The following is a 23,550-nucleotide window of genomic DNA, read 5'->3' as shown; positions in this document are numbered from 1 at the left end:
CGAAATGACCGGCGAACCGCTTCCTGCCTTTCGCGACGATCTCAAGCTCACGTTGGCCGAATGCTGGCGGCTGCTGCAAGAGGGTGCCGCCTCGCGGCACTCGGCCTTTCATGTCCCCACCGTTGCCACGCTGGACGAGCAAGGCTTGCCCGAGTTGCGCACCATGGTGTTGCGCGCCGCCGAACCCGAGCGCCGGCTGCTGCGTTTTCATACAGATCGCCGCAGCGCCAAGATCGCACAAGTGGCACGCAGTCCCTCCGGCGCCATCCACATCTACGACAAGCCGTCCGGCATCCAGCTGCGCCTTGCCGCCAGCCTGTCGATAGAGATGGAAGGGGATGAGGTCAATGCGGCCTGGGCTGCGTCGCGCTCGTTCAGCCGGATCTGCTACCGGGTCACGGCAGCACCGGGAGCCGAGGTGGAGCATCCGGAGGACGTCGCGTTCGATCACGGCGCGGCCGACGAGGGACGCAGCCAGTTCTGCATCCTGCTCGCCCGCATCCACCGTATCGAATGGCTGCATCTGGCCCATGCCGGCCACCGGCGCGCGATCTTCGAGGTCGACGACAAGGATGCGGGAAAGCCTGAATGGAAAGGCCGCTGGCTCGTGCCTTGAGGCGGCTCAGCCGTCGGTACGCTCGGCCATCATGTCGAGATAGGCCTTCTGCATGTCGCTGATGCGGCCAGCGACTCGCGCATTTGCCTTGAAGGCATTTTCCGCCTGCATCATGTCGACCATCGCCCCCGCCATGTCGGGCGAGAAGCCGATCCCGGGTGCTCCCATCGCCGGAGCGCCTCCCTGCCCGCCGGCCTGGCCTGCTCCGTTGCCGCTCGCTTCAACCAATGCGTTGCCCGCCTGCGCCCCGGCCGCGACGATGCGGCGCGCGGAAGCTTCGAAGCGCTGGCCGGCGGCCTGAAGGCCGGAAAGGGAGATGGACAGGGCGGACATGATCTGCACAGTATCCGCGTCCCCTCTTAACGAATCCTGAGTCCAATCCCTCGCATTCAAGCCAAGGCGCGCCGGAGCCTCCACTGTCATTTCAACCAAGGATTGCAACGTCATGCTCCTGACGCTCTCGATCACGGGACCCTTTTTCGCCGTCATTGCCTTCGGTTTCTTTGCAGCAAAACGTGGCTGGATGCCGGACGGGGCGGTGCGCAGCCTGAACGTCTTCGTCTTCAATTTCGCGATGCCGGCGCTGGTGATCCGGGCGCTGGCCGGACAGGACATCATTGCCGCCCTGACAGGACCGATGGTGCCGGTTTGGGTGCTGGCGGGCGGCGTGACCTTTGCGCTCGCCATGCTGGCGATGCGCGTCCTGTGCGGCGGCGGACTTGCCGAAATGGCGGTCAGCGGCCAGGCGGCAACCATCGGCAATATCGGTTTCCTCGGACTGCCCCTGATGCTCGCCGCCTTCGGCGACCGGGCAGCCGCACCCATGGCCGTCGTGCTGGTGCTGGATCTGACGATCTTCATCCCGCTCTGCATCGGCCTTCTGGAATGGGCGTCTGGAAAGGGAGCGAGCCTGAAGCTGATCGCCACCGTGGCGAAGGGCGTCATCTTCAACCCGTTCGTGCTGGCGATCGTCGGCGGCACGCTGTTGTCGCTGGCGGGCGGCAAGCTGCCTCAGGCGGGCGACAATCTGCTGAATTTCCTCGGAGATGCGGCCGGCGCGACGGCACTGTTCTCGCTCGGCGTGCAGCTTGCCTCCAGGCAGGTGGAAGGCGAGGCACGCACCATATCGCTGATGATCGTGATGAAGCTGTTCGTGCATCCGCTCGCAGTTTTCACCGCGGCGATGCTGCTCGGTCTCGATGCCGCCAATACTGCCGTTCTGGTGGTGGTCGCTTCGCTCCCCATCGCCGGCAATGTGTTCGTTGTTGCAGAGCGTTACGGCATCTTTCTCCAGCAGCTTTCGGCCGCCATCCTGCTGTCGACCACTGCCGGTGTCGTCACGGTCTCGCTGGCGTTGATGTGGGCGGGATTGTAGCTCCCGCATCCCGCGGCAAGGGGCTGACAGGCGGCAGGAGCAGTCCCATATTGGGGGCTGAATTTGCCGGATTCTTCCGGCACAGCCCTCTTCTCGGACCGTGTTTCAAGGATCCAGTTCATGACCGACGCACCCGTCGCCGACCGCAATCCGTTGCTTGCCGAATGGACCGCCCCGTTCGGGCTGCCGCCCTTCGGCGAAATCGAGCCGTGGCACTACGAGGCGGCCTTCGAGACGGCGCTGAAGCTGGCGCGGCAGGCGGTGGACGAGATCGCGGACAATTCGCAAGCCCCGAGCTTCGCCAACACGATCGAGGCCATGGAGCTGTCGGGACGCGAGTTGACGCGGGTCGCGTCCGTGTTCTTCAACCTGGCAGGCAGCCACACGTCCGAAGAGCTGCAGCGGATCGAGCGCGACATCGCCCCGAAGCTCGCCCGCCATTCCAGCCAGACCCTGCTCAACCAGGCCCTGTTCGCGCGTGTCGCCGCTCTTTGGGAGACGCGCGACAGCCTCGGTCTCGACGAAGAGCAGGCCCGCGTCCTGGAGCGCTACCACCGGATGTTCACCCGGGCCGGCGCAGGCCTCGATGACGCCGGACGCAGCCGGATGGCCGAAATCACACAGCGCCTCGCCGTGCTCGGAACCCAGTTTTCCCAGAACGTGCTGGCGGACGAGGCCGGCTATCAGCTGCTGCTGGAAAGCGAGGAGGACCTGGCCGGCCTGCCCGGCTTCCTGCGGCAGGCAGCGGCGGAAGCTGCCAGCGAGCGCGGCCATCCGGGCAAGCATGTCATCACGCTCTCGCGCTCGCTGATCGAGCCGTTCCTGCAATTCTCGACGCGGCGTGACCTGCGCGAGACGGCCTTCAAGGCCTGGATCTCGCGCGGCGAAACGGGTGGCGACACCGACAATCGCGCGATCATCGCCGAAATCCTGAAGCTGCGCGACGAGCGCGCGCGTCTGCTCGGGTTCGACAGTTTCGCCGCCTACAAACTCGACGACACGATGGCGGGCACGCCGGAGGCGGTGCGCGAGTTGCTGGAAACCGTGTGGACCCCGGCGGTGTCGCAGGCGCGCAGCGAAGCGGAAGCCCTGCAAAAGCTTGCAGCCGACGGCGGCGACAATATCGCCATCTCGCCGTGGGACTGGCGCTTCTATGCGGAAAAGCTGCGCCAGCGCGACCACGCACTCGATGAGGCCGAGCTCAAGCCGTATTTCCAGCTGGAAAAGATGATCGAGGCGGCCTTCCATACCGCCGGCCGGCTGTTCGGACTCACCTTCCGCGAGATCGAAGGCCTCAAGCTCTACCATCCGGACGTGCGCGCCTTCGAGGTGCTGGACGCCGACGGCGGGCATGTCGGCCTGTTTCTTGGCGACTACTTCAACCGGTCGACCAAGCGCAGCGGCGCCTGGATGAGCGCTTATCGCCGCCAGGAGAAGCTGGCCGGCAACATCCGGCCGATCATCGTCAACGTGATGAATTTCGCCAAGGCGCCGAAAGGGCAGCCGACGCTGCTGACCTTCGACGATGCGCGCACGCTGTTTCATGAGTTCGGCCACGCCCTGCACGGCCTACTCTCGGATGTCACCTATCCGATGATCTCCGGCACATCGGTGGCGCGGGACTTCGTCGAGCTGCCCTCGCAGCTCTACGAGCACTGGCTGTCCGAGCCGGAGGTGCTGTCGCGCTTTGCCGTGCATGTGGAGACGGGCGAGCCGATGCCGGCCGAGCTGATGGAGCGCGTGCTGGCCGCCCGCAACTTCAATCAGGGCTTTTCGACGGTCGAATATCTCTCGTCCGCTCTCTTCGACCTCGACGTCCATACCCGCCGGGCGGATGGCGAGGCGGACATCGCAGCGCTGGAGCACGAAACGCTGAGCCGCATCGGGATGCCGACGGAAATCACCATGCGCCACCGGCCGACGCACTTTGCGCACGTGTTCTCGGGCGACGGCTATTCAGCCGGCTACTACAGTTACATGTGGTCGGAAGTGATGGACGCGGATGCCTTCACCGCCTTTGAGGAGACCGGCGATATCTTCAATGCGGAGCTCGCCCGGCGTCTGCGCGAGGCAATCTACTCCGCCGGCGGGCGGCAGGATCCGAAGGATGCCTATGTGGCCTTCCGCGGCGCGCTGCCCGACGCCGGCCCGCTGCTGAAGAAGCGCGGCTTCGTCTAAACGCGAGGAACCGAAGCGCCCCGGTCAATCAGGGCGCTTCGGCTTCCGGTTCTTGTGCTTCGGCGGTTTGCCGCGATCGGCCGCCGGGGCCTTGTGCTTGCGCGGCGGCTTGCTGCCGTCCTGCTTGAATTTGGGCTTCACATACCGCGGGGCGATACTCACCTCACCCACCGGCGAGATCCGGATGCCCTTCTCGACGCTGCCGGGCTGCAGGATCTGCCAGGCATAGGCGCCAGCCTTGTCGGCGGAGATCTCGAAACGGGTTTCGCGGTCGTCGATCCGGATCGTTCCGACATCGCGTTTGGTCACACCGCCGGCATTGCAGATCATCGGCAGCAGGAACTTCGGGTCGGCGCGGTGCTTGCGCCCGAGCGAAATGGTGAACCAGACGCCATCCTCCATGCTCGGGCCGCGCGGCTCGCGGGTCGGTGCATGGTCCTCGCCGGGCCGGCGCGGGCGGTTGCTGGGTCCCCGGCTCTGCAGCGCCTCGGCAGGAAGCGGCAGAAGATCCTCCGGAACCGGATGCGCGGCCAGATTCTGGCGGAGGAACGCGGCGGCGATGCGCTCTGGTCCGGCGCGCTCCAGAAGCTCTGCGACGAAGTCAGCCTCCAGATCGTCGGGCAGCGCTGCGGTGGTGGCGGCATCGAGAATCTGCCGGCGGTAACGCGCCTCGATCTCCGCAATGCCGGGCGCCGCGCGCGTGGTCGCGCTTAACTGCGCCATTGTCAGAACGCGATGTGCGGCGCCGCGCCGGTTTTCCGGAACGATCAGGACGCAGATGCCCTTTCGGCCTGCGCGACCGGTGCGACCGGAGCGATGCAGCAAGGTCTCCGGCTTGCTCGGCAAGTCGGCATGGACCACGAGGTCTAGGTTCGGGAGATCGATGCCGCGGGCCGCGACGTCGGTCGCCACGCAGACGCGCGCGCGCCCGTCGCGCATGGCCTGCAGCGCGTTCGAGCGCTCCGACTGCGCCATCTCGCCCGAGAGCGACACCACCGAGAAGCCGCGATTGACGAGGCGTGCCGTGAGATGGCGAACCGCTTCACGCGTGTGGCAGAACACAAGGGAGCTCTTGCTGTCGGACACCAGGAGCGTGTTGATGATGGCGTGTTCGCGCTCGTCGCGCCGCACGAGCATCACCTGATATTCGATGTCGGCATGCTGTTCGGTGGTGGCGATTGTCGCGACACGCACCGCATCGGTCTGCACCGTCTTGGCCAGTTCGGCGATGCCACGCCGGACGGTCGCCGAGAACAGCAGCGTCCGGCGGTCCTTCGGCGACGCGCCGAGGATGAACTCCAGGTCGTCGCGAAACCCGAGGTCCAGCATCTCGTCGGCTTCGTCGAGCACCACCGCGCGAATGCCGCCAAGGTCCAGCACGCCGCGCGTGATGTGGTCGCGCAGGCGGCCGGGCGTGCCGACCACAAGGTGGGCGCCGCGTTCCAGCGCCCGGCGCTCAGTGCGGATGTCCATGCCGCCGACGCAGGTCGCGATCCTGATCTGCGTTTCCGCATAAAGCCAGGCGAGTTCCCGCTGAACCTGAATGGCGAGCTCGCGTGTGGGCGCGATGATCAGGCCGAGCGGCGCGCCGGCCACGTCGAAGCGTGTCGCGCTGCCGAGCAGGGTCGAGGCGATGGCAATGCCGAAGGCGATCGTCTTTCCCGATCCGGTCTGAGCCGAGACGAGCAGGTCGGCCTGGCCGTACTTCTCGTTCGTCATCTCCAGCTGGACCGGCGTCAGCTGGTTGTATCCCTTGGCCTCCAGGGCGGAAGCAAGGGCCGGATGTATCCCGGAGATCGGGGATGCGGAACTGGGATCGATATTCGGCGTCATGGTCACCATCTTTGCAAGCTGCCGAGTATCATAGCGTGTGTGCATCGGGCAGCGATAGTTTGCGGAGATCATCGCTGGCTGGCGAGCCGAGCCGATGACGACACTACTGGAAAGGCCTGGAGGGGCTGAGCCGGAAAGAAGCCCGGGCGCTCCCGAGCCAACCGGCAGAATGCGGATCGCGTGTCCTGACCGGTGGTCACCCGTGGCGACAGCGTGCCGTTTCTCCGAGAGCCGGCCCGTCCCGTCGGTCGGGGCAGCGGCCTGCTCATTCACCACGACCGCCGCCGCCGCGCAAGACCGCTTTCAAAACAAAACGGGCGGCACCGGCCGGCACCGCCCAATTTCCTGCTGTTTTTGTGCAAGAGCCGTGACCGGATCAGGCCTCGGCGAGATGTCCCTCGACATAGGGCGCAAAGCTCGACCAGCACTCGACGGCGAAATTCTGCTCGCCCGTACGCCACAGAACGATCTCCGCCTTGGTGAAAAGCGTGCGAGTCACCATGCCGACCGGAAAGGCGGCCGGGTCGAGATCCAGAAAGACATGCGCGTTGAGAAGATCGGCAGCGTCCGGCCCTTCCAGCAGCAGAGCGACATTGCGCTCCGACACGTCGACCAGCGAGTGCGGTGTCGCGCCAAGTGCCGCGGCGATCTCGCCGGCAAGGCTGCGCGCAAGCGCATCGACCGCCTGAGGCCCCTCCGTCGACGGGCGGGCGAGCAGCAGCCACTCGTCCGGCCCCTGCCACAGCGCGGCGCGCTCGCCGGAGCTTTCGGCGGCAAGAGGCGATTGCGGCAGGGCGGCACCGAAGGCGGCTCCCGCCTTTGCAGCCGCAGCGGCATCGCCCCGGAAAACAAAGCGGACCAGCGGTGCAGCCCGGCGGAGCGTGGTTCCCGCCCCAACGAGTGGCGACAGTGCCAGCGTCTCGGCCGGCGCGTGAAACAGGGCGTCAGGCATTGAACCGGTTTCCTTCCGGATCGACAAAGAGCGGCGGGACCACCTCGACGGCAATCGCCCCGCCCGGCATCGGCACATGCAGGGTTTCGCCGTGACGGGCACGGCCGTTTGCGATCATCGCCAGCGCGATCGGCCGGCCGGCCGCGGCGGACATGTAGGACGAGGTGACATGACCCAGCGCCGGCGTGCGCGGCGCCGGATCAGCTTCCACGGTGACTTGCGCCCCCTCCTCCAGCAGCGCCTTGCCGTCCTTCGTCAGCAGGCCGACAAGCTGCTTGCGGCCCGGGGCCACGAGGTCAGGCCGGGCCAGCGACCGCTTTCCGACGAAGTCCGGCTTGTTCTTGCCGATGGCCCAGGACGTGCCGACATCGTCAGGCGTTACCGTGCCGTCGGTCTCCTGGCCGACAATGATGTAGCCCTTCTCCGCGCGCAGGACGTGCATCGTCTCCGTGCCGTAGGCGCAGCCGCCGAGCCGTTCGACATTGGCGAAGACCGCGTCCCAGACCTGACGGGCGCGCGAGGGAGGCACGTTGATCTCGTAGCCCGCCTCGCCGGTGAAGCTCATCCGGAACAACCGGCAGGGAATGCCGCCCATGACATGCCCCTGGCGCACCGACATGTGCGGCATCGCTTCGGTGGCAAGGTCGATGTCGTCGACGAGCGGCGCGATGGCCTCGCGCGCCTTCGGCCCCTGCACCGCGATCACCGCCCACTGCTCGGTGGTGGAGGTCAGCCAGACCTTGAGATCCGCCCACTCGGTCTGGAGATAGTCCTCCATGTGGGACAGGACGCGCGGCGCACCGCCGGTCGTCGTGGTGACGTGGAAGCGATCCTCGGCAATTCGGCCGACGACGCCGTCGTCCATGATGAAGCCGGCCTCGTTGAGCATCAGCCCGTAGCGCAGACGCCCGACCCCGAGCTTCTTCCAGGGATTGGTGTAGACGCGCTCAAGGAATTCAGCCGCATCCGGCCCGACCACTTCGATCTTGCCGAGGGTCGAGGCATCGAAGATGCCGACGCTCTCGCGAACCGTACGACACTCGCGCAGGACCGCGGCATGCATGTCCTCTCCGCCTTTGGCGAAGTACCAGGCGCGCTTCCACAAGCTCACGTCTTCGAAGGCCGCGCCTTGCGCCGCAGCCCAGTCGTGGATCGCCGTGCGGCGGACCGGATCGAACAGATCGCCCCGCGAGGTCGTCGCCAGCGTGCCGAAGGTCACCGGCGTATAGGGCTGGCGGAAGGTGGTGAGGCCGACTTGCGGGATCTCGTTGGCCAGCGCGGTCGAGGCGATGGAGAGCGCGTTCATGTTGGACAGGCGCCCCTGATCGGTCGCCATGCCGGTCGTCGTGTAGCGCTTGATGTGCTCGATCGAATGCATGCCTTCGCGCACGGCAAGCTTCACATCCTTTGCCGTGACATCGTTCTGGAAGTCGACGAAGGCGCGCACGCGGGACGCATCGCGGTCGTGCGGTACCGCTCCGAGCCACCAGCCGAAAGAGGCTTCGCTGCCGCTGGCGGAGAAGGCCGGGATGTCGGTCGCGTTTCCAGTCGCGGCCTGCGCTGCTTCCGCGCCGGCGCGCGCGCCGTCGGCCAACACCTGCGCCAAACCGTCGATACCGCGGCAGCTGCCTGCGGAGCGCTGAGCCTGGACCGGATCGCCGGGCAAGAAAGCGCCCTTGTCGGCGTGCCAGTCGAGCTTGCCGCGGGCCTGTGAGTGCAGGCTGACATTGGGCGTCCAGCCGCCGGACATCAGCAGGCAGTCGCAGGCAAGGCTGCCGGCGGACGAGACCGTGTCTCCGGATATGCGGCCGAGCCGAATACCCTCGATCCGCTTCGTACCCTTCACGCCGGTAACGGTGCAGCCGGTCTCCACCCGGATGCCATGGGCACGGGCCTTCTCCTTCAACGCCGGATCCACATCGGTCCGCATGTCGAGGATGGCGACCACATTGCCGCCGAGCGCCTTGATGTCGAAGGCGGCGCGCCAGGCACTGTCGCACGCCGTCGCGACGGCGATGGCACGCCCCGGCAGCACGCCGAAGCGGTTGGCGTAGATGCGGCCTGCCTCAGCCATCATGACGCCGGGACGGTCGTTCTCGGGGAAGACCAGCGGCCGCTCGATGGCGCCGGTGGCAAGCACCACCTGGCGTGCACGCACCTGCCACAGGCGCTCGCGCGGCAGAGAGGGATCAGGATCGGCGAGGTGGTCGGTGACGCGCTCGGCGAGGCCGATGAAGTTCTGGTTGAAATAGCCGAAGACGGTGGTGCGAGGCAGCAGAGTGACGCGGTCGTTGCCCGCAAGCTCGGCAATCGCGGCAGACACCCACTCCGCGGCGGGTCGGCCGTCGATCTGTGCGCCGACATCATGCAGCAGAGAGCCTCCCGGCTCCCCCTGCTCGTCGGCAAGGATCACCCGTGCCCCGGAGCGCGCTGCGGTGAGCGCCGCCGCAAGGCCGGCCGGACCGCTGCCGGAGACGAGCACGTCGCAATGGGCGTAGCGGTTGGCGTAGCGATCCGGATCCGGCGCGGTCGGCGCCTTGCCGAGGCCCGCTGCGGCACGGATGAACGGCTCGTAGACCCGGTTCCAGAAGCTCTTCGGCCACATGAAGGTCTTGTAGTAGAAGCCGGCGACGAAGAACGGCGACAGCCGGTCGTTGACCGCGCCGACGTCGAAGGCGAGCGAAGGCCAGCGGTTCTGGCTGACGACGACCATCCCCTCGTGGATCTCGACCTGGGTGGCCCTCAGGTTCGGCACGCTCTGGCCAGCGGCGGCGGCTGCCGCCGACTTCGCCACTCCGACCAGCGCGTTCGGCTCCTCCGAGCCGGCGGTCACGATGCCGCGCGGTCGGTGATACTTGAACGAGCGGCCGACGAGATGGATGCCGTTGGCAAGCAGCGCCGAGGCCAGCGTGTCGCCGGCCTGCCCGGTCAGCGTCTTGCCGTCGAAGGTGAACGTGACGGATTTCGCGCGGTCGATGCGCCCGCCCTTCGAGGTTCGGAACGTCGCGGTCATCGGGCGCCCTCCCCGACAGCGGCAGCGCTGTCCGGTCGCGGTTCGCCGGTCTTGTAGACGGCGATGAAACGGTCGCTGACCGTATCGCGCAGCGCGTTGAAGAAGCGGCCGCAGCCGTGAACATGGCGCCAGCGCTCGGCCATCACGCCTTTGGGATTGGTCCGCATGTAGAGGAACTCGGCCCATTGATGATCGTCGAGATCGGCCGGCTGCACGGGGCGGGCGATATGCGCCTCGCCGCCGTAACGGAACTCGATCTCCGGGCGTTCGACGCCGCAGCAGGGGCAGTGGATAAGAAGCATCGGCTTGCCCTAGATTTTGGTCTTCTGAGCCGCAGTCTCCGGATCGCCGGTGTTCGGCGTGCCGGAGGGCTCGATCAGCAACAGATGGGTTTCGACCTCGGCGACCGGGCAATGTTCGACGCCTTTGGGAACGACAAACAGTTCGCCGGGCCCGAGCGTGACATCGCCATCGCGCATGCGGATGGTCAGCCTGCCGGACAGGACCTGAAAGAAGTCATCCGTATCGGGATGCGAATGCCAGGTGAACTCGCCCTTGACCTTCACCACCATGAGATCGTGACCGTTGAACGAGCCGACGATTTTCGGCGACCAGTGGTCGGAGAACCGGGCGAGCTTGTCGGCAAGGTTCACAGGCTGATGTGTCATGTCGGGCCTCAATGCGCGACGGCGGCAGCTGCCGCCTCGTCGATGAGCCGGCCGGTACGGAACCGGTCCAGAGTGAACGGCGCATTGACCGGATGGGGCTCGTCGCGGGCGATGGTGTGGGCGAAGACGTGGCCCGAACCGGGCGTTGCCTTGAAGCCGCCCGTACCCCAGCCGCAATTGACGTATAGGCCCGGAACCGGGGTCTTGCCGATGATCGGCGAGCGGTCCGGCGTCACGTCGACGATGCCGCCCCAGTTGCGCAGCATGCGCATGCGGCGGAACATCGGAAAGAGCTCGCAGATCGCATCGACCGTGTGGGTGGTGATCTGCAGGCCGCCGGTCTGGCTGTAGGAGACATACTGGTCGGTGCCTGCACCGATCACCAGCTCTCCCTTGTCCGACTGCGAGATATAGGCGTGTACCGTGTTGGACATGACCACGCAGGGGAAGCACGGCTTCACCGGCTCGGACACGAGCGCCTGCAGCGGGTTGGATTCCAGCGGCATGCGCACGCCGGCCATGTCCATCACGACCGAGGTATGGCCGGCTGCGACCACGCCGACCTTCTTCGCCCCGATGAAGCCGCGCGAGGTCTCGACGCCGGCCACCGATCCGTCAGGATGTCGGCGAATGCCGGTCACGGCGCAATTCTGGATGATGTCGACGCCGCGCCTGTCGGCTCCGCGCGCATACCCCCAGGCCACGGCGTCGTGGCGGGCGACGCCGCCCTTGCGCTGAAGCGCGGCGCCGAGAACCGGGTAGCGGATGTTGCGGCCGATGTTGAGCGGCGGGCAGAATTCCTTCGCCTCTTCCGCGCTCAGCCACTCGTTCTGGACGCCGGCGAGCCGGTTGGCATGCACGTGCCGCTTGAAGACCTGGATGTCGTGGACCGTGTGGGCGAGCATCATCACGCCGCGCGCGGAATACATGACGTTGTAATTCAGCTCCTGCGACAGGTCCTGCCATAGGTCCATCGCGTGGTCGTAGAGCGCCTCGCTCTCTTCCCAGAGATAGTTGGACCGCACGATGGTGGTGTTGCGGCCCGTGTTGCCGCCGCCGAGCCAGCCCTTTTCCAGCACGGCGATGTTGGTGATGCCGTGCTCGGTCGCAAGGTAATAGGCGGTGGCAAGGCCATGCCCGCCCGCACCGATGATGATCACGTCGTATTCGGGCTTGGGATCGGGCTTGCGCCACTGGTGGCCCCAATCCTGATGGCCATTGAGGGCCTTCAAGGCCAGGTCCCAGAAGGAGAAACGTGTCATGCGGTCCTCTTGCCGGCGGCGCTTTTTCGCGGACGCGGGGAAGCACCTCACCAGCGAGGCCGAGTTCCCTGCATCCATATTCCCGTTGTGCTACCGATCCGGCAGCCGCTCTTGCCGAAAAACGACATTCCGTCGAGGCTTTGCGTCGCACCTGCGACAGCCGGGGACGGAAGACTTCAGGCCCTGCGCATCAGCCGCGCGACGCCGGCGACCAGGATGGCGGTCCAGCCGAGGATCATCAAGCTTCCGCCGACAGGTGCGGCCATCGCGAACAGCCGATCCCCCAGCATCACCCGAGTGGTTATATCGCCGGCAAAGAGCGCAAGGCCGATGGTGAGGGCCAGCGCCGCGACGGCCAGGACACCGCGCGGCCCCGTGCCCTTCAACGCAGCCAGCGCGAGAAAGGCCGGAGCGTGGAAAAGCAGCATGTTGGCCGCGGTCGACAGCAATTCGCCGCCGGGAACATGGGCAGCCATCGCCGAGAGCGCCACGCCCAGCCCGCCACTGAGGCCGCCCAGCAGAACGACAGCGCCGCTGGCACGGTCGCTGCCGAGCGTTTCTGAAACATCGGAAAAAGCCATCGTGTCACTCGCTCGACAATGTGACGTGATCCGCCGACCAGTTGCCCGGCCAGACCTCGGCGCCGCCCGCGCGCAACGAGCGAATGGCCGCGACCGGGACATCGGCGACGAGAAGAGGCTCCTCGCCCCTTGTACCATCGATGGGGGCGATCTCCGCAACGACGCCGCGATATCCGAGAGCAGGCTCGCACGGAATGTAGAGCGCGGCACCTGAAACGTTGGTGTCGTTCTGGGTGGTGCCGGGCGAAGCGCCCACCACGCCGCAGACCGCGACGGAGCACATCAGCTCGACAGCCCGCGCCTTGGCGCAGCCGAAGACGCGGTGATAGCCGGCAAGGCTCGACGTCATGGACGGCACGATCAGCAGGTCCGGCGCGTCGCGGGCAATGAGAGTGGAAAGCGCCGGCATTTCGATGTCGAGGCAGATCAGCATCATCATCGACAGGCCGGCGAACTCGAATCGCACCACCTTGTCGCCCGGGGTGAGAAGCCAGCTTTCGCGGTCGAGCTCGAACGGCGTCAGGGCCAGCTTGTCATGGGCGATGCTGCGTCCGTCGGCGAGCATGGCAACGGCGCGATTAAGGAAACCGCCGTTGCCGTCGGCCCAGGGAACAGATCCGGCGACAAGCGACACCCCGTGCTCCGTAACGAGGGCAGCCATTTCCGGCAGCAGGGCTTCCGCCTCCGCCGCCATGAAGGCCAGCTCTTCCGTCGGTTTCAGGCCTTTCGGCTTCCAGGCGAGAAATGCCTCGCTGAGATATTCGGGCAGGACCAGAAGCTCGGCGCCCTGGGCATGAGCACGGGCAAGACGCTGCGAGACGCCTGCGAGGAAGGCCTCGCGGCTGCGACCGCCCATGCCGAGGTTGAAGGCGCAGAGCGCCAGACGAAATGTTTCGGGAAAGGAGGAGGTGTTCATGGGCCGGATGCTGGCCCTATCGCCCGATACAATCAAGGCGACAAATTGCGCTGCCGATCAAAAACCGGCAGCAGCAAGCGCAGGCTCAGTCGTTGGAGATGATGACCTTTGCCGCCATCAGCAGGCTGGCGAGCACGAGCCCTGCACGCAGCGGCGTGACAGCGGGAGCACGCTCGGGAACGGTCGCGGAAACGCCCTGCGCCTGCAGGCGGCGCAAGGCGCGCTCTGCATTGTCCGCAGCAGTGTCGACTTCGGCCATCAAATGACGCAACTGAGCCCGAGGAGTCATGATTCCATCCCGCAAATCCATCCAGGATCACGGTAACGCGGGCGGAGTTTCGCCTTCCTTAACGGGGCAGGAAATGCCGATGGGCAGAAGATTCCGAGCCGGTCCGGGTACTCTCAGAGACGGGAACGCTGGGGATCGGCGACGTCGATGACCCGCAACTGCACGCGCTCCTGTCCCTGCCAGGTATCGAGGGACAGCGCGCCGGCGACGTGCAGGGCACTGCCGCGGGCACCGAGGATCGCCTGACCGAGCGGCGTGTCCGCAGCCTTGAAGGCAATGGCCTTGAGCGTGCTGCCGCCGCCATCGGCCAGCGTCAGGCGAACATGCCCCTTGCCGACCGTATCGGCGAAGGTGACGCGGTGGCTGGGAAAGGCGAAGACAGGTTCCGGATGGCCGGCGCCGAACGGGCCGGCCGTCTCCAGCATGTGCAGAAGATCGGCGCTGGCGGCTCCCGCCGTCATGGCGCCGTCGATCTTCAGTTCGGTCGCCGAGCGTGCGGCGGCAACGTCCTCGACCAGCGCGTCCTGCAGGAAGGCGGCGAGGTCGGCGAGTTTCTCGCGGCGTACGGTCAGACCGGCGGCCATCGCGTGTCCGCCGCCCTTTTCCAGTATCTTCTCTTCGACGGCGCGCCGCACGGCAGCTCCCAGGTCGACACCGGGGATCGAACGCCCGGAGCCTGTCCCCTTGCCATCGGCGTCATAGGCGATGGCAAAGGCCGGCCGGCGATAGCGCTCCTTGAGGCGGGCGGCGACGAGGCCGACGACGCCGGGATGCCATCCGGGCGAGCCGGTGAGAAGAACGGCCGGGTCGTCCTGCTGGGTGGCGATCAACGCCTGGGCATCGCCCTCCAGCAGCATTTCGGCCTCGATGGCCTGGCGCTCGGCATTCAGCCCGTCGAGCCGTTCTGCGATGGTGCGCGCCTCGTCCATGTCGTCGGTGGTGAGAAGACGCGCCCCGAGCGCGGCATCGCCGATGCGCCCGCCGGCGTTGATGCGCGGACCGATCATGAAGCCGAGATGATAGGGCGTTGCCCGGCCGTGAACGCGCGACACGTCGCCGAGCGCGGCAAGACCGGCATTGGCGCGGCCATGCATGGCAAGCAGCCCCTTTCGGACGAACGCGCGGTTCAGCCCTTTCAGCGGCACCACATCGCAGACCGTGCCGACTGCGACGAGATCCAGAAGCGCCAGCAGATCAGGCTCGCGCCTGGCGCGGAACATCCCGCGCCGGCGGAGCTCGCGGTTCAGTCCGACGAGAAAGACGAAGGTGACGCCGACCGCGGCGAGGTGGCCGAGGCCGGACAGGTCGTCCTGGCGGTTGGGATTGACCAGAGCGGCGGTGGCGGGCAGCTCTTCGCCAACCTGGTGATGGTCGAGCACCACCACATCCAGCCCGACCTCGCGCGCCTCGGCAAAGGCCTCGAAGGAAACGCTGCCGCAATCGACACAGACGAGGAGCCCGGCCCCCTCCTCCCGCAACATGCGGATGGCCGGCCCGTTGGGGCCGTAGCCTTCAATGATGCGGTCGGGGATGTGAATGCGGCTGGCGATGCCGATCGCGGACAGATAGCGCGACAGCACCGCGGAGGACGTGGCGCCGTCCACGTCGTAATCGCCGAAAATGGCAATCCGGGCTCCGGCACCGACCGCGTCCGCGACCCGAGCCACGGCCGCTTCCATATCGCTCAGCGACGAGGGGTCCGGCATCAGGTCCTTGATGGTCGGATCGAGAAACCGCTCTGCGGCTTCCAGCGGGACGTCGCGCGCGGCCATCACCCGGGCGACGACCTCCGGAACGCCGAGGCGCTGGGCGATTGCCAGCGCCGTCGCGCCTTGCGGCTGTGTCAGCCGTTCCCGCCAGGTCCGCTCGCCGGCAGAGCGGGTGACGCCGAGAACACGGCGGCGCCCGTCATCCGTCGAAGCGGTCTGGTCGATGCCGGTCATATGGCGGGAGCGGCCTCTTTGCTCAGTCGAGGTGGAACTTGTCGAGCTGGGTGTGGCGCGCCTTGATGTAGCGCACCGTACCGGTCGCCGCGCGCATGACCACGGTGTGGGTGGTGATGTCGCCGCGGCCGAAGCGCACGCCCTGCAGGAAGTTGCCGTCGGTCACGCCGGTGGCTGCAAACAGCACGTCGTCGCCGCGGGCCATTTCTTCCATCGTGTACTTGCGATGGATGTCGTCGATGCCCATGCGGCCGGCGCGCTCGATCTGCTCGTCGCGGGTGATCACCAGACGGCCCTGCATCTGGCCACCGATGCAACGCAGCGCTGCCGCCGCGAGCACGCCTTCCGGCGCACCGCCGATGCCCATGTAGATGTCGATGCCGGTTTCCTGCGGGTCCGTGGTGTGGATGACGCCGGCCACGTCGCCATCGCCGATCAGGCGAACCGCGACGCCGGTGGCACGCAGGTCTTCGATCAGGCGGGCATGACGCGGACGGTCGAGCACGCAAGCGGTGATCTCGGCGACCGGAACGCCCTTGGCCTTGGCCAGGGCATTGATGTTGTCGGCGACCGGCGCATCGAGATCGACCAGGCCGGCGGGATAGCCCGGGCCGATGGCAATCTTTTCCATGTAGCTGTCCGGCGCATTGAGCAGGCCGCCCTTCGGCGCCATCGCGATGACGGCCAGCGAATTCGGCAGGTTCTTGGCGCAGATCGTGGTGCCCTCGAGCGGGTCGAGAGCGATATCGACCGCAGGTCCCTCGCCCGTGCCGACCTTCTCGCCGATGTAGAGCATCGGCGCCTCGTCGCGCTCGCCCTCGCCGATGGTCACCGTGCCGTCGATCGGCAGACGGTTGAGCTCCCGGCGCATGGCGTCGACCGCCGCCTGGTCGGCGGCCTTCTCGTCGCCGCGGCCGCGCAGGCGAGCGGCGCCGACGGCGGCACGCTCGGTAACGCGGGCGAGTTCCAGGGTCAGGATACGGTCGAGTGCTTCGCTATGAAGGTCTGCGTTGCTGGGCATCAGGGTTCCTCGAAAGGCGCGTGACAGGGTCGGATCGGTCAGCCGAGTTTCTCGATACGGATGAGCTGCGGGGTTCCGGCGACGACGTTCTGAGCGGAAATCGTCGCAAGAGCCCGCTTCACCGCGGCCTCGGTGGTTTCATAGGTGATCAGGATCACCGGTTGCGGCGTGTCGCCATGCGGGGTCTGGTCGCCAACGCGGCGAGTACGGTCGCGCTGGACGATGGATTCCAGCGAGATGCCCTCCCCGGCCATGATCCGGGCGATCTCGGCAAAGGCTCCGGGGCGATCATAGACCGCAAGGCGGATGTAGTAGCCGCCCTCGTGCATGCGCATGCGCGCGGCCTTGTAGGGAGACAGCTTGCCGACGGGACGGCCCAGAGCGGGGATCGCAAGACCGCGGGCGATATCGGCGATGTCGCCGAGGACAGCCGATGCGGTGGCATTGCCGCCGGCACCGGGGCCGACGAGCACGACCTCGCCGACGGCGTCGCCGTCGATTGCGACCGCGTTCAACACGCCATCGATGCGCGCGATGGCCGAAGCCCGCGGCACCATGGTCGGATGAACGCGCTGCTCAATGCCGCTGTCGGTCTTCTGGGCAACGCCAAGCAGCTTGATGCGGTATCCGAGTTCGGTCGCCGCTTCGATGTCGGCACGGGTGATCGAGGAGATGCCCTCGATATAGATCGCGTCTGCGTCGATCTCGTTGCCGAAGGCGAGCGAGGTCAGCAGCGCCAGCTTGTGGGCGGTGTCGAAGCCTTCGATATCGAAGGTCGGATCGGCCTCGGCATAGCCGAGCCGCTGCGCATCGGCGAGGCACTCGGAAAAGTCCAGCCCCTCCTGCTCCATCCGGGTCAGGATGTAATTGCAGGTGCCGTTGAGGATGCCATAGATCCGCGAGATGTCATTGCCGGCCAGCGACTCGCGCACCGCCTTGATGACCGGAATGCCGCCGGCAGCGGCAGCCTCGAAGGCAAGGCTGACGCCGTTTTCCTCGGCAAGGCGGGCAAGCTCGACACCATGACGGGCGAGCAGCGCCTTGTTGGCGGTCACGACATGCTTGCCGGCGGCAAGGGCGGCGCGCACGCTCGCCTCTGCCGGGCCGTTGTCGCCGCCGATCAGCTCGACGAAAACGTCGATATCCGGAGAAACCGCGAGATCTTCCGAACGGTCGAACCACGCGGTGCCGGAGAGATCGATACCGCGGTCGCGGGAGCGATCGCGCGCCGAGACGCCGGTTACGGTGACGGGGCGGCCGCACCGGGCGGCAAAACTGTCCGCCTTGCGGCGAAGCAGACGAACAAGCGAGGCACCAACCGTTCCGAGGCCGGCAACGCCGACGCGCAATTCAGATTTCATGAAGATCGCGATCCGTTTGAGGAGTGACGCGCCGCGCGAGGCGGCACGCCCTTAACCCGAGGCTCCGATGGGGATGACGTTGTGCAATTTTTCGTCCGCGGTTTCAAGGAACCGACGCAGGCTTCTCGCCGCCTGGCGGATGCGCTGCTCGTTTTCCACCAGGGCGATGCGGACATGGGTGTCGCCGTACTCGCCGAATCCGAGACCCGGAGCCACGGCAACGTCCGCATGCTCGATCAGGAGCTTGGAGAACTCCAGCGAGCCGAGATGGCGGAACTTCTCCGGAATCGGAGCCCAGGCGAACATCGACGCTTCCGGAGCAGGAACGTCCCAGCCGGCGCGGCCGAAGGACTCGACCAGAATGTCGCGCCGCTTGCGGTAGGTCTCGCGCGCCGCGACGATGCAGTCGTCCGGTCCGTTGAGCGCTGCCGAGGCCGCCACCTGGATCGGCGTAAAGGCGCCGTAGTCGAGATAGGACTTCACCCGGGCGAGCGCCGCGATCAGCCGCTCGTTGCCGACGGCAAAGCCCATACGCCAGCCGGGCATGGAGAAGGTCTTGGAGAGCGAGGTGAACTCGACTGCCACGTCGATGGCGCCCGGGACCTGCAGCACCGAAGGCGGCGGCGTGGAACCGAAATAGATCTCCGAATAGGCGAGATCGGAGAGCACGAAGATGTCATGCTTCTTCGCAAAGGCGACGACGTCCCGATAGAACTCGATGTCGGCCACATAGGCGGTCGGGTTCGCCGGATAGCACAGGATCATCGCGATCGGCTTCGGCACCGAATGGATGAGCGCACGCTCCAGCGCGTGGAACACCTCCGGCCCGGGCTCGGACGGAATCGAGCGCAGCACGGCGCCGGCCATCAGGAAGCCGAAAGCATGGATCGGATAGCTGGGGTTCGGCACCAGCACGACGTCGCCCGGCGCGGAAATCGCCTGCGCCATGTTGGCGAAGCCTTCCTTGGAGCCAAGGGTCGCGACGACCTGGGTCTCCGGGTTCAGCTTCACGCCGAACCGGCGCTCGTAATAGGCCGCCTGTGCCCGGCGCAGTCCGGGAATACCCTTGGACGCCGAATAGCGATGGGTACGGGGGTTCTGGACGGTCTCGGTAAGCTTGTCGACGATGTGCTTGGGGGTCGGCAGGTCGGGGTTGCCCATGCCGAGGTCGATGATGTCTGCGCCTGCCGCGCGTGCCTTTGCCTTGAGCCGGTTGACCTGTTCGAAGACATAGGGCGGCAAGCGCCGCGTCTGGTAGAACTCTTCCATGGTCCAATCCTCACCCGCAAAGCGTGGTCTGCGCGCGCCTCTCGTTCGGGCGCATACAAGGCATCGGCCGAGGCACGACGCCGAACGGCGGCTACATACCAGTGGCCGGGCCGCTGCGCATCGGCAAAAAGGCGTTGAGGCCAAAATATCCGCGTTGGAAAGCCTGTAGCGACCCTATTCGCTTGCGCCGTCCGCCTCGATCTCGGAAATGGCGCGTGCGCCATGGCTCTCGCCGAGCATCTTCAGCTGATTGACGTTGCTGGATACCGCGGCACGGGAGCCGCCGCGCGAGCGCGCGATTTCCTGAAGCTGGCTGCGCGTAGCTGCGGCCGCATCCTCGGTGAGCAGTCCTTCGGCATCCCGCGTCGACGAAGGCCCCGCGATTCCCCGTTCCGCGACCGGCCCCGAAACGGCGGGCATGCCGGTCGGCCCGTAGGCGACAGGCGGCGTCAGCGGCGCCATCGGCTCGGCTGCCGTCGGCGTGGACTCAACGGGGGGCGTCATGGCCGCACGCGAAGCCCCCTCCGGCTCGAGAGCGTCGATCAACGTGCCGGAAGGCGCGTAGGCGCATCCGGCGACGAGCGCCGAAGCCAAAATGGTGGTGAAGACCGTTGCACGCATGTAACCGTGGTCCTGCACGAATTTCCCGAGCGTCACCGCTTGCAAGCTGATGGGGACGTACGACATTGTAAGCGCTTTGTCCAACTTGTCAGTCCGACGTCATCAAGCCCTATTATGGCGTCAAGCGGACAAGGTGTGCAAACGGGGGTCGAAAATGGTCGCCGGACAGATCCGCATCCACGATGCGATCGCTGAGGGCAACCGGGTACCAGAGTGGAGGATACGCCAGGGATGACTGACGAAAAAACCAGTCCGCTGTTGCAGTATATCGTCAAGAATCCAGAGGCGTTTGCTCAGAACTTCGGCCGCATCATCGAAAATGCCGGACGGGCCATGGCGGCCTATGTCGAGCCGCGCGAGAAGGGCGAGATCAAGCCAGAGACCAGCGACGAACTGACAGTGATCTTCAAGACCCTGGCGCAGGTCGGCGAGTACTGGCTGTCCGACCCGCAGCGCGCGCTCGAAGCGCAGACGCGGCTATGGGGCAAGTATATCGACCTGTGGAATTCCTCGCTGAAGCGGATGATGGGAGAACAGGCCCTACCCGCTGCCAGTCCCGACCCGCGCGACAAGCGCTTCGGCGATCCGGAATGGAGCGAGAACCAGTTTTTCGACTTCGTGAAGCAGCTTTACCTCATCACCTCGCAATGGGCCGAGCAGATGGTGGTGGAGGCGTCCGACCTGGACGAGCACACGCGCCACAAGGCCGATTTCTACGTCAAGCAGATCGCCAATGCGCTGTCTCCCTCGAACTTCATCCTGACCAATCCCGAGCTGCTGCGCGAGACGCTGGAATCCAACGGCGAGAATCTGGTGCGCGGCATGAAGCTGCTTGCCGAGGACATCGAGGCCGGCAAGGGAGATCTGAAGATCCGCCAGTCGGACCCGACCAAGTTTCGCGTCGGCACGAACCTGGCCCTGACCCCCGGCAAGGTGATCGCCCAGAACGACGTGCGTCAGCTGATCCAGTACGAGCCGACGACGGAAACCGTGCTGAAGCGGCCGCTGCTGATCGTGCCGCCCTGGATCAACAAGTACTACATCCTCGACCTGACGCCCGAGAAGTCGTTCATCAAATGGGCGGTGGATCAGGGGCACACCGTCTTCGTCATTTCCTGGGTCAACCCGGACGAACGGCAGGCACAGAAGAGCTTCGAGCACTACATGCGCGAAGGCATCCTGGAGTCTCTGGACGTCATCCGCAAGGCGACGCGCGAAGAGAAGGTCAATGCCATCGGCTACTGCGTCGGCGGAACTCTGCTCGGCGTTACCCTCGCCTACATGGCGGCGACGGGCGATGATCGCATCGCCAGCGCCACCTTCTTCACCACCCAGGTTGACTTCACCCATGCCGGCGACCTGAAGGTCTTCGTCGATGAAGAGCAGATCCAGGCCGTCGAGCGGCGCATGGGCGAAAAGGGCTATCTCGACGGCTCGAAAATGGCGTCGGCCTTCAACCTTCTGCGCTCGAACGATCTGATCTGGCCCTACGTGGTCAACAACTACCTGAAAGGACGGGAGCCGTTTCCGTTCGACCTGCTGTACTGGAACTCGGATTCCACACGCATGCCGGCGGCGAACCACTCGTTCTACCTGCGCAACTGCTATCTGGAGAATCGGCTCAGCAAGGGCTCGATGGAAATCGGCGGCGAGAAGCTCGACCTCGGCAAGGTGAAGATCCCGATCTACAATCTCGCCACCCGCGAGGATCACATCGCGCCGCCGCAGTCGGTGTTCCTGGGCTCGCAGTTCTTCGGCGGACCGGTCGACTATGTGCTGTCCGGATCCGGCCACATCGCCGGCGTCGTCAACCCGCCTGCCCGCAACAAATACCAGTACTGGACGGGCCCGCGCCCGAAGGGCGACTACGAGGCATGGCTCACCAAGGCGAAGGAGCATCCCGGCTCCTGGTGGCCGCACTGGGACAGCTGGATCCGCACACACGAAGGGTCCACGACAAAGCCCCGCAAGCCAGGGGCCAACCGGATGAGGATCATCGAGGACGCGCCGGGGAGCTTCGTCAAGTCGATCTCGTGACCGCTTAACCCCTGAAAACCATGTCGGGCATCTCCGATGGCAAGACACAGGCGGCTGCGTTAAACTCGTCGGCTTGAGGAAACGTCCACCGGGTCGCAGCAGCCTCCTGTAACAGGGAGCACAGCCCGGACTTCGCAAGAGATGCGAGAGATGCAACAGCAAAAGGCCCAGTTTCGGCCGAAACCCGCGCGCTATTCGGTCTATCGGCCGATGAATGCCGGCCGCTTGCGCATGCTCGGCATGGATGCGGATGTCTGGCACCGCCATGCGAGCGGATGGAGCGTGTGGACGCGCTTCGCCACCCTCCCCCTGCTCTACCTTGCGGTCTGGTCGCACGGCTGGTTCGGCTGGCCGCTGGCCGGCCTTTCGATCGCAACCGTTTGCCTCTGGCTGTGGCTCAACCCGCGCATCTTCTCGCCGCCGCGGCGGCTGGATACCTGGCATGCGCGCGCGACCTTCGGCGAACGGGTCTGGATCAACCGGGCCGTCGTGCCGATCCCCTCGGACGACAACCGCCGCGCCATCCTGCTGTCGCTTGGCACCTCCGCCGGCTTTGCACTGGGCATGTGGGGCGCGATGACTCTGAACCTCTCGATGGTCATCTTCGGCACCGTGGTCACCTATGCGGCGAAGATGGCATTCCTGGCCGGCATGGTGGCGCTGTACGACCGCATGCGCGACGCGCATCCTGTCTATCGTTCGTGGACCGTCGTTCCGGACAATGACAATGCCTCGCGCCACGATCTGGCGCGCCGGAGCGCTTCCTAGCGAGAAGCCCCCCTCGGGATCACGCGTGGTTCTCCAGGCTGGTCTCCCTCCTCCTGTCCCTCTTCCCATTTCTCCAGACGACGGACTTCCTGATCGTAACAGGGATGCAGCGTTCCGCACACCCGATCCCAGAACGAGAAGAAGTTGGCGTAGTTGTAGCGGAACCGGGAATGGTGCTGATCATGAAAAGTCACGCACACCATTGGCGAAGGCACGCGTACCAACGGGGATGCGTAGAATTCGAAGCCCGAATGGCCGATCGTTCCGTTGACATGATCGACGAGCCTGTGGAGGACCAAGATCTCGATCGGGATAGGCAGCAAGAAGGGAATCCAGAGGTAATAACTCTGCATCACGAACGCATCGACAAGGCTGTCGTTGTAGGTGCTCCACACGGTGGGCGCCACGGATTGGTGATGCTCTGCATGGAAGCGGTAGAGCCGCGGGCTGTGCATCAGTCGATGGCCCCAGTAGAACCAGGCATCGAAGGCGATGACGGAGACCACGAACATCAGCACTGCCGACCACCATGTGAGCGGAAGCGGTGCGACAAGGGTCCAGCCCTTCACCGATGCGAAAACACCCGCGGCGATGCATCCCGAGGTAACGGTCAGGGATAACAGGCTCTGGCGGATCTCGCGCCACTTTCGTATCTCGCCACGGCGGCGCTTTTGAATGCGCCGCTCCGGATAGCGGGACTGAATTGCGTCCAACACCAGGCCGGTTGCAAAATACAGAGTGACATTCGTTCCATAGGCTGCCGCGTGGAACGGCAGGAATTCCAGGGCGACGTTCACCAGATACTCGACAGTTCCCATGCAAACGCGCCCCGAAACACAATGGGCGG

General features: G+C 65.9%; 21 protein-coding genes. 5 read left to right on the top strand and 16 right to left on the bottom strand.

From position 1 onward, the window contains the following. Positions 1-4 precede the first annotated feature (4 nt). On the top strand, positions 5-616 hold the full coding sequence (locus BBX35_RS00765) for a pyridoxamine 5'-phosphate oxidase family protein (protein WP_067214909.1): 612 nt from the start codon (positions 5-7) through the stop codon (positions 614-616). Between the two features lie 6 nt (positions 617-622). On the opposite strand, the gene BBX35_RS00760 is transcribed toward BBX35_RS00765, so the two are convergent. After that, positions 623-1,063, bottom strand: coding sequence for a hypothetical protein (locus tag BBX35_RS00760; protein ID WP_141687793.1), 441 nt, complete (start codon positions 1,061-1,063; stop codon positions 623-625). Here BBX35_RS00760 and BBX35_RS00755 point away from each other — a divergent pair. Together BBX35_RS00755 and BBX35_RS00750 are read left to right on the top strand one after the other, a co-directional pair. Then, positions 1,062-1,991, top strand: coding sequence for an AEC family transporter (locus BBX35_RS00755; RefSeq protein WP_067214904.1), 930 nt, complete (start codon positions 1,062-1,064; stop codon positions 1,989-1,991). The two genes, BBX35_RS00760 and BBX35_RS00755, sit on opposite strands and share 2 nt — an antisense overlap. A gap of 120 nt (positions 1,992-2,111) precedes the next feature. Then, complete coding sequence (locus BBX35_RS00750; RefSeq protein WP_067214902.1) at positions 2,112-4,169, top strand: M3 family metallopeptidase; 2,058 nt, start codon at positions 2,112-2,114, stop codon at positions 4,167-4,169. A gap of 24 nt (positions 4,170-4,193) precedes the next feature. Here the strand turns inward: BBX35_RS00750 and BBX35_RS00745 are convergent, their stop codons facing one another. From BBX35_RS00745 to BBX35_RS00685, 14 genes are all read right to left on the bottom strand, one after another. After that, a complete protein-coding gene (locus BBX35_RS00745) occupies positions 4,194-6,002 on the bottom strand; it encodes a DEAD/DEAH box helicase (RefSeq protein WP_067214901.1) in 1,809 nt (602 codons plus the stop codon). 376 nt (positions 6,003-6,378) lie between these two features. Further along, positions 6,379-6,954, bottom strand: coding sequence for a sarcosine oxidase subunit gamma (locus BBX35_RS00740; RefSeq protein WP_067214899.1), 576 nt, complete (start codon positions 6,952-6,954; stop codon positions 6,379-6,381). Continuing rightward, positions 6,947-9,967, bottom strand: coding sequence for a sarcosine oxidase subunit alpha (locus BBX35_RS00735; protein ID WP_067214897.1), 3,021 nt, complete (start codon positions 9,965-9,967; stop codon positions 6,947-6,949). The genes BBX35_RS00740 and BBX35_RS00735 overlap by 8 nt, the downstream gene beginning before the upstream one ends. Further along, positions 9,964-10,269 (bottom strand): sarcosine oxidase subunit delta, encoded by a 306-nt coding sequence (locus BBX35_RS00730; protein WP_067214895.1) that lies wholly within the window; start codon positions 10,267-10,269, stop codon positions 9,964-9,966. The genes BBX35_RS00735 and BBX35_RS00730 overlap by 4 nt, the downstream gene beginning before the upstream one ends. A 9-nt stretch (positions 10,270-10,278) precedes the next feature. Continuing rightward, positions 10,279-10,635: a cupin domain-containing protein gene (locus BBX35_RS00725; protein WP_067214894.1), complete on the bottom strand. Its 357-nt coding sequence runs from the start codon at positions 10,633-10,635 to the stop codon at positions 10,279-10,281. Positions 10,636-10,643: 8 nt separating this feature from the next. Next, complete coding sequence (locus BBX35_RS00720; RefSeq protein ID WP_067214891.1) at positions 10,644-11,897, bottom strand: sarcosine oxidase subunit beta family protein; 1,254 nt, start codon at positions 11,895-11,897, stop codon at positions 10,644-10,646. Between the two features lie 176 nt (positions 11,898-12,073). Then, complete coding sequence (locus BBX35_RS00715; RefSeq protein WP_067214889.1) at positions 12,074-12,478, bottom strand: DUF423 domain-containing protein; 405 nt, start codon at positions 12,476-12,478, stop codon at positions 12,074-12,076. A gap of 4 nt (positions 12,479-12,482) precedes the next feature. Then, positions 12,483-13,394 carry a nitrilase-related carbon-nitrogen hydrolase gene (locus BBX35_RS00710; RefSeq protein WP_067214887.1) on the bottom strand — a complete coding sequence of 304 codons (912 nt, stop codon included), beginning with the start codon at positions 13,392-13,394 and terminating at the stop codon, positions 12,483-12,485. A gap of 85 nt (positions 13,395-13,479) precedes the next feature. Continuing rightward, the gene (locus BBX35_RS23280) at positions 13,480-13,683 is read right to left on the bottom strand and encodes a hypothetical protein (protein WP_139111061.1); all 204 of its coding nucleotides are present in this window, start codon (positions 13,681-13,683) and stop codon (positions 13,480-13,482) included. Positions 13,684-13,796: 113 nt separating this feature from the next. Continuing rightward, positions 13,797-15,626 carry a single-stranded-DNA-specific exonuclease RecJ gene (gene recJ / locus BBX35_RS00705; RefSeq protein WP_067214884.1) on the bottom strand — a complete coding sequence of 610 codons (1,830 nt, stop codon included), beginning with the start codon at positions 15,624-15,626 and terminating at the stop codon, positions 13,797-13,799. A gap of 22 nt (positions 15,627-15,648) precedes the next feature. After that, positions 15,649-16,647: a class II fructose-bisphosphatase gene (gene glpX / locus BBX35_RS00700; protein ID WP_067214882.1), complete on the bottom strand. Its 999-nt coding sequence runs from the start codon at positions 16,645-16,647 to the stop codon at positions 15,649-15,651. 38 nt (positions 16,648-16,685) lie between these two features. After that, the gene (locus BBX35_RS00695; RefSeq protein ID WP_067214879.1) at positions 16,686-18,008 is read right to left on the bottom strand and encodes a homoserine dehydrogenase; all 1,323 of its coding nucleotides are present in this window, start codon (positions 18,006-18,008) and stop codon (positions 16,686-16,688) included. Between the two features lie 51 nt (positions 18,009-18,059). Further along, complete coding sequence (locus BBX35_RS00690) at positions 18,060-19,277, bottom strand: LL-diaminopimelate aminotransferase (protein ID WP_067214877.1); 1,218 nt, start codon at positions 19,275-19,277, stop codon at positions 18,060-18,062. 174 nt (positions 19,278-19,451) lie between these two features. Beyond that, positions 19,452-19,964, bottom strand: coding sequence for a hypothetical protein (locus BBX35_RS00685; RefSeq protein WP_141402579.1), 513 nt, complete (start codon positions 19,962-19,964; stop codon positions 19,452-19,454). A 165-nt stretch (positions 19,965-20,129) separates the two neighbouring features. On the opposite strand from BBX35_RS00685, the gene BBX35_RS00680 reads away from it, so the two are divergent. Then, positions 20,130-21,935, top strand: a complete 1,806-nt coding sequence (locus BBX35_RS00680; protein ID WP_067214872.1) for a PHA/PHB synthase family protein — start codon at positions 20,130-20,132, stop codon at positions 21,933-21,935. Positions 21,936-22,085: 150 nt separating this feature from the next. Then, on the top strand, positions 22,086-22,703 hold the full coding sequence (locus BBX35_RS00675) for a DUF6653 family protein (RefSeq protein WP_208979731.1): 618 nt from the start codon (positions 22,086-22,088) through the stop codon (positions 22,701-22,703). Here the strand turns inward: BBX35_RS00675 and BBX35_RS00670 are convergent. After that, complete coding sequence (locus BBX35_RS00670; protein WP_067214870.1) at positions 22,700-23,521, bottom strand: sterol desaturase family protein; 822 nt, start codon at positions 23,519-23,521, stop codon at positions 22,700-22,702. The genes BBX35_RS00675 and BBX35_RS00670 overlap by 4 nt on opposite strands. Positions 23,522-23,550 lie beyond the last annotated feature (29 nt).

This window comes from Stappia indica, assembly GCF_001696535.1.
GTDB classification, from domain to species: domain Bacteria; phylum Pseudomonadota; class Alphaproteobacteria; order Rhizobiales; family Stappiaceae; genus Stappia; species Stappia indica.
Note: the sequence above shows the minus strand (reverse complement) of the source record. Positions and strands in the feature narration are given on the sequence as shown.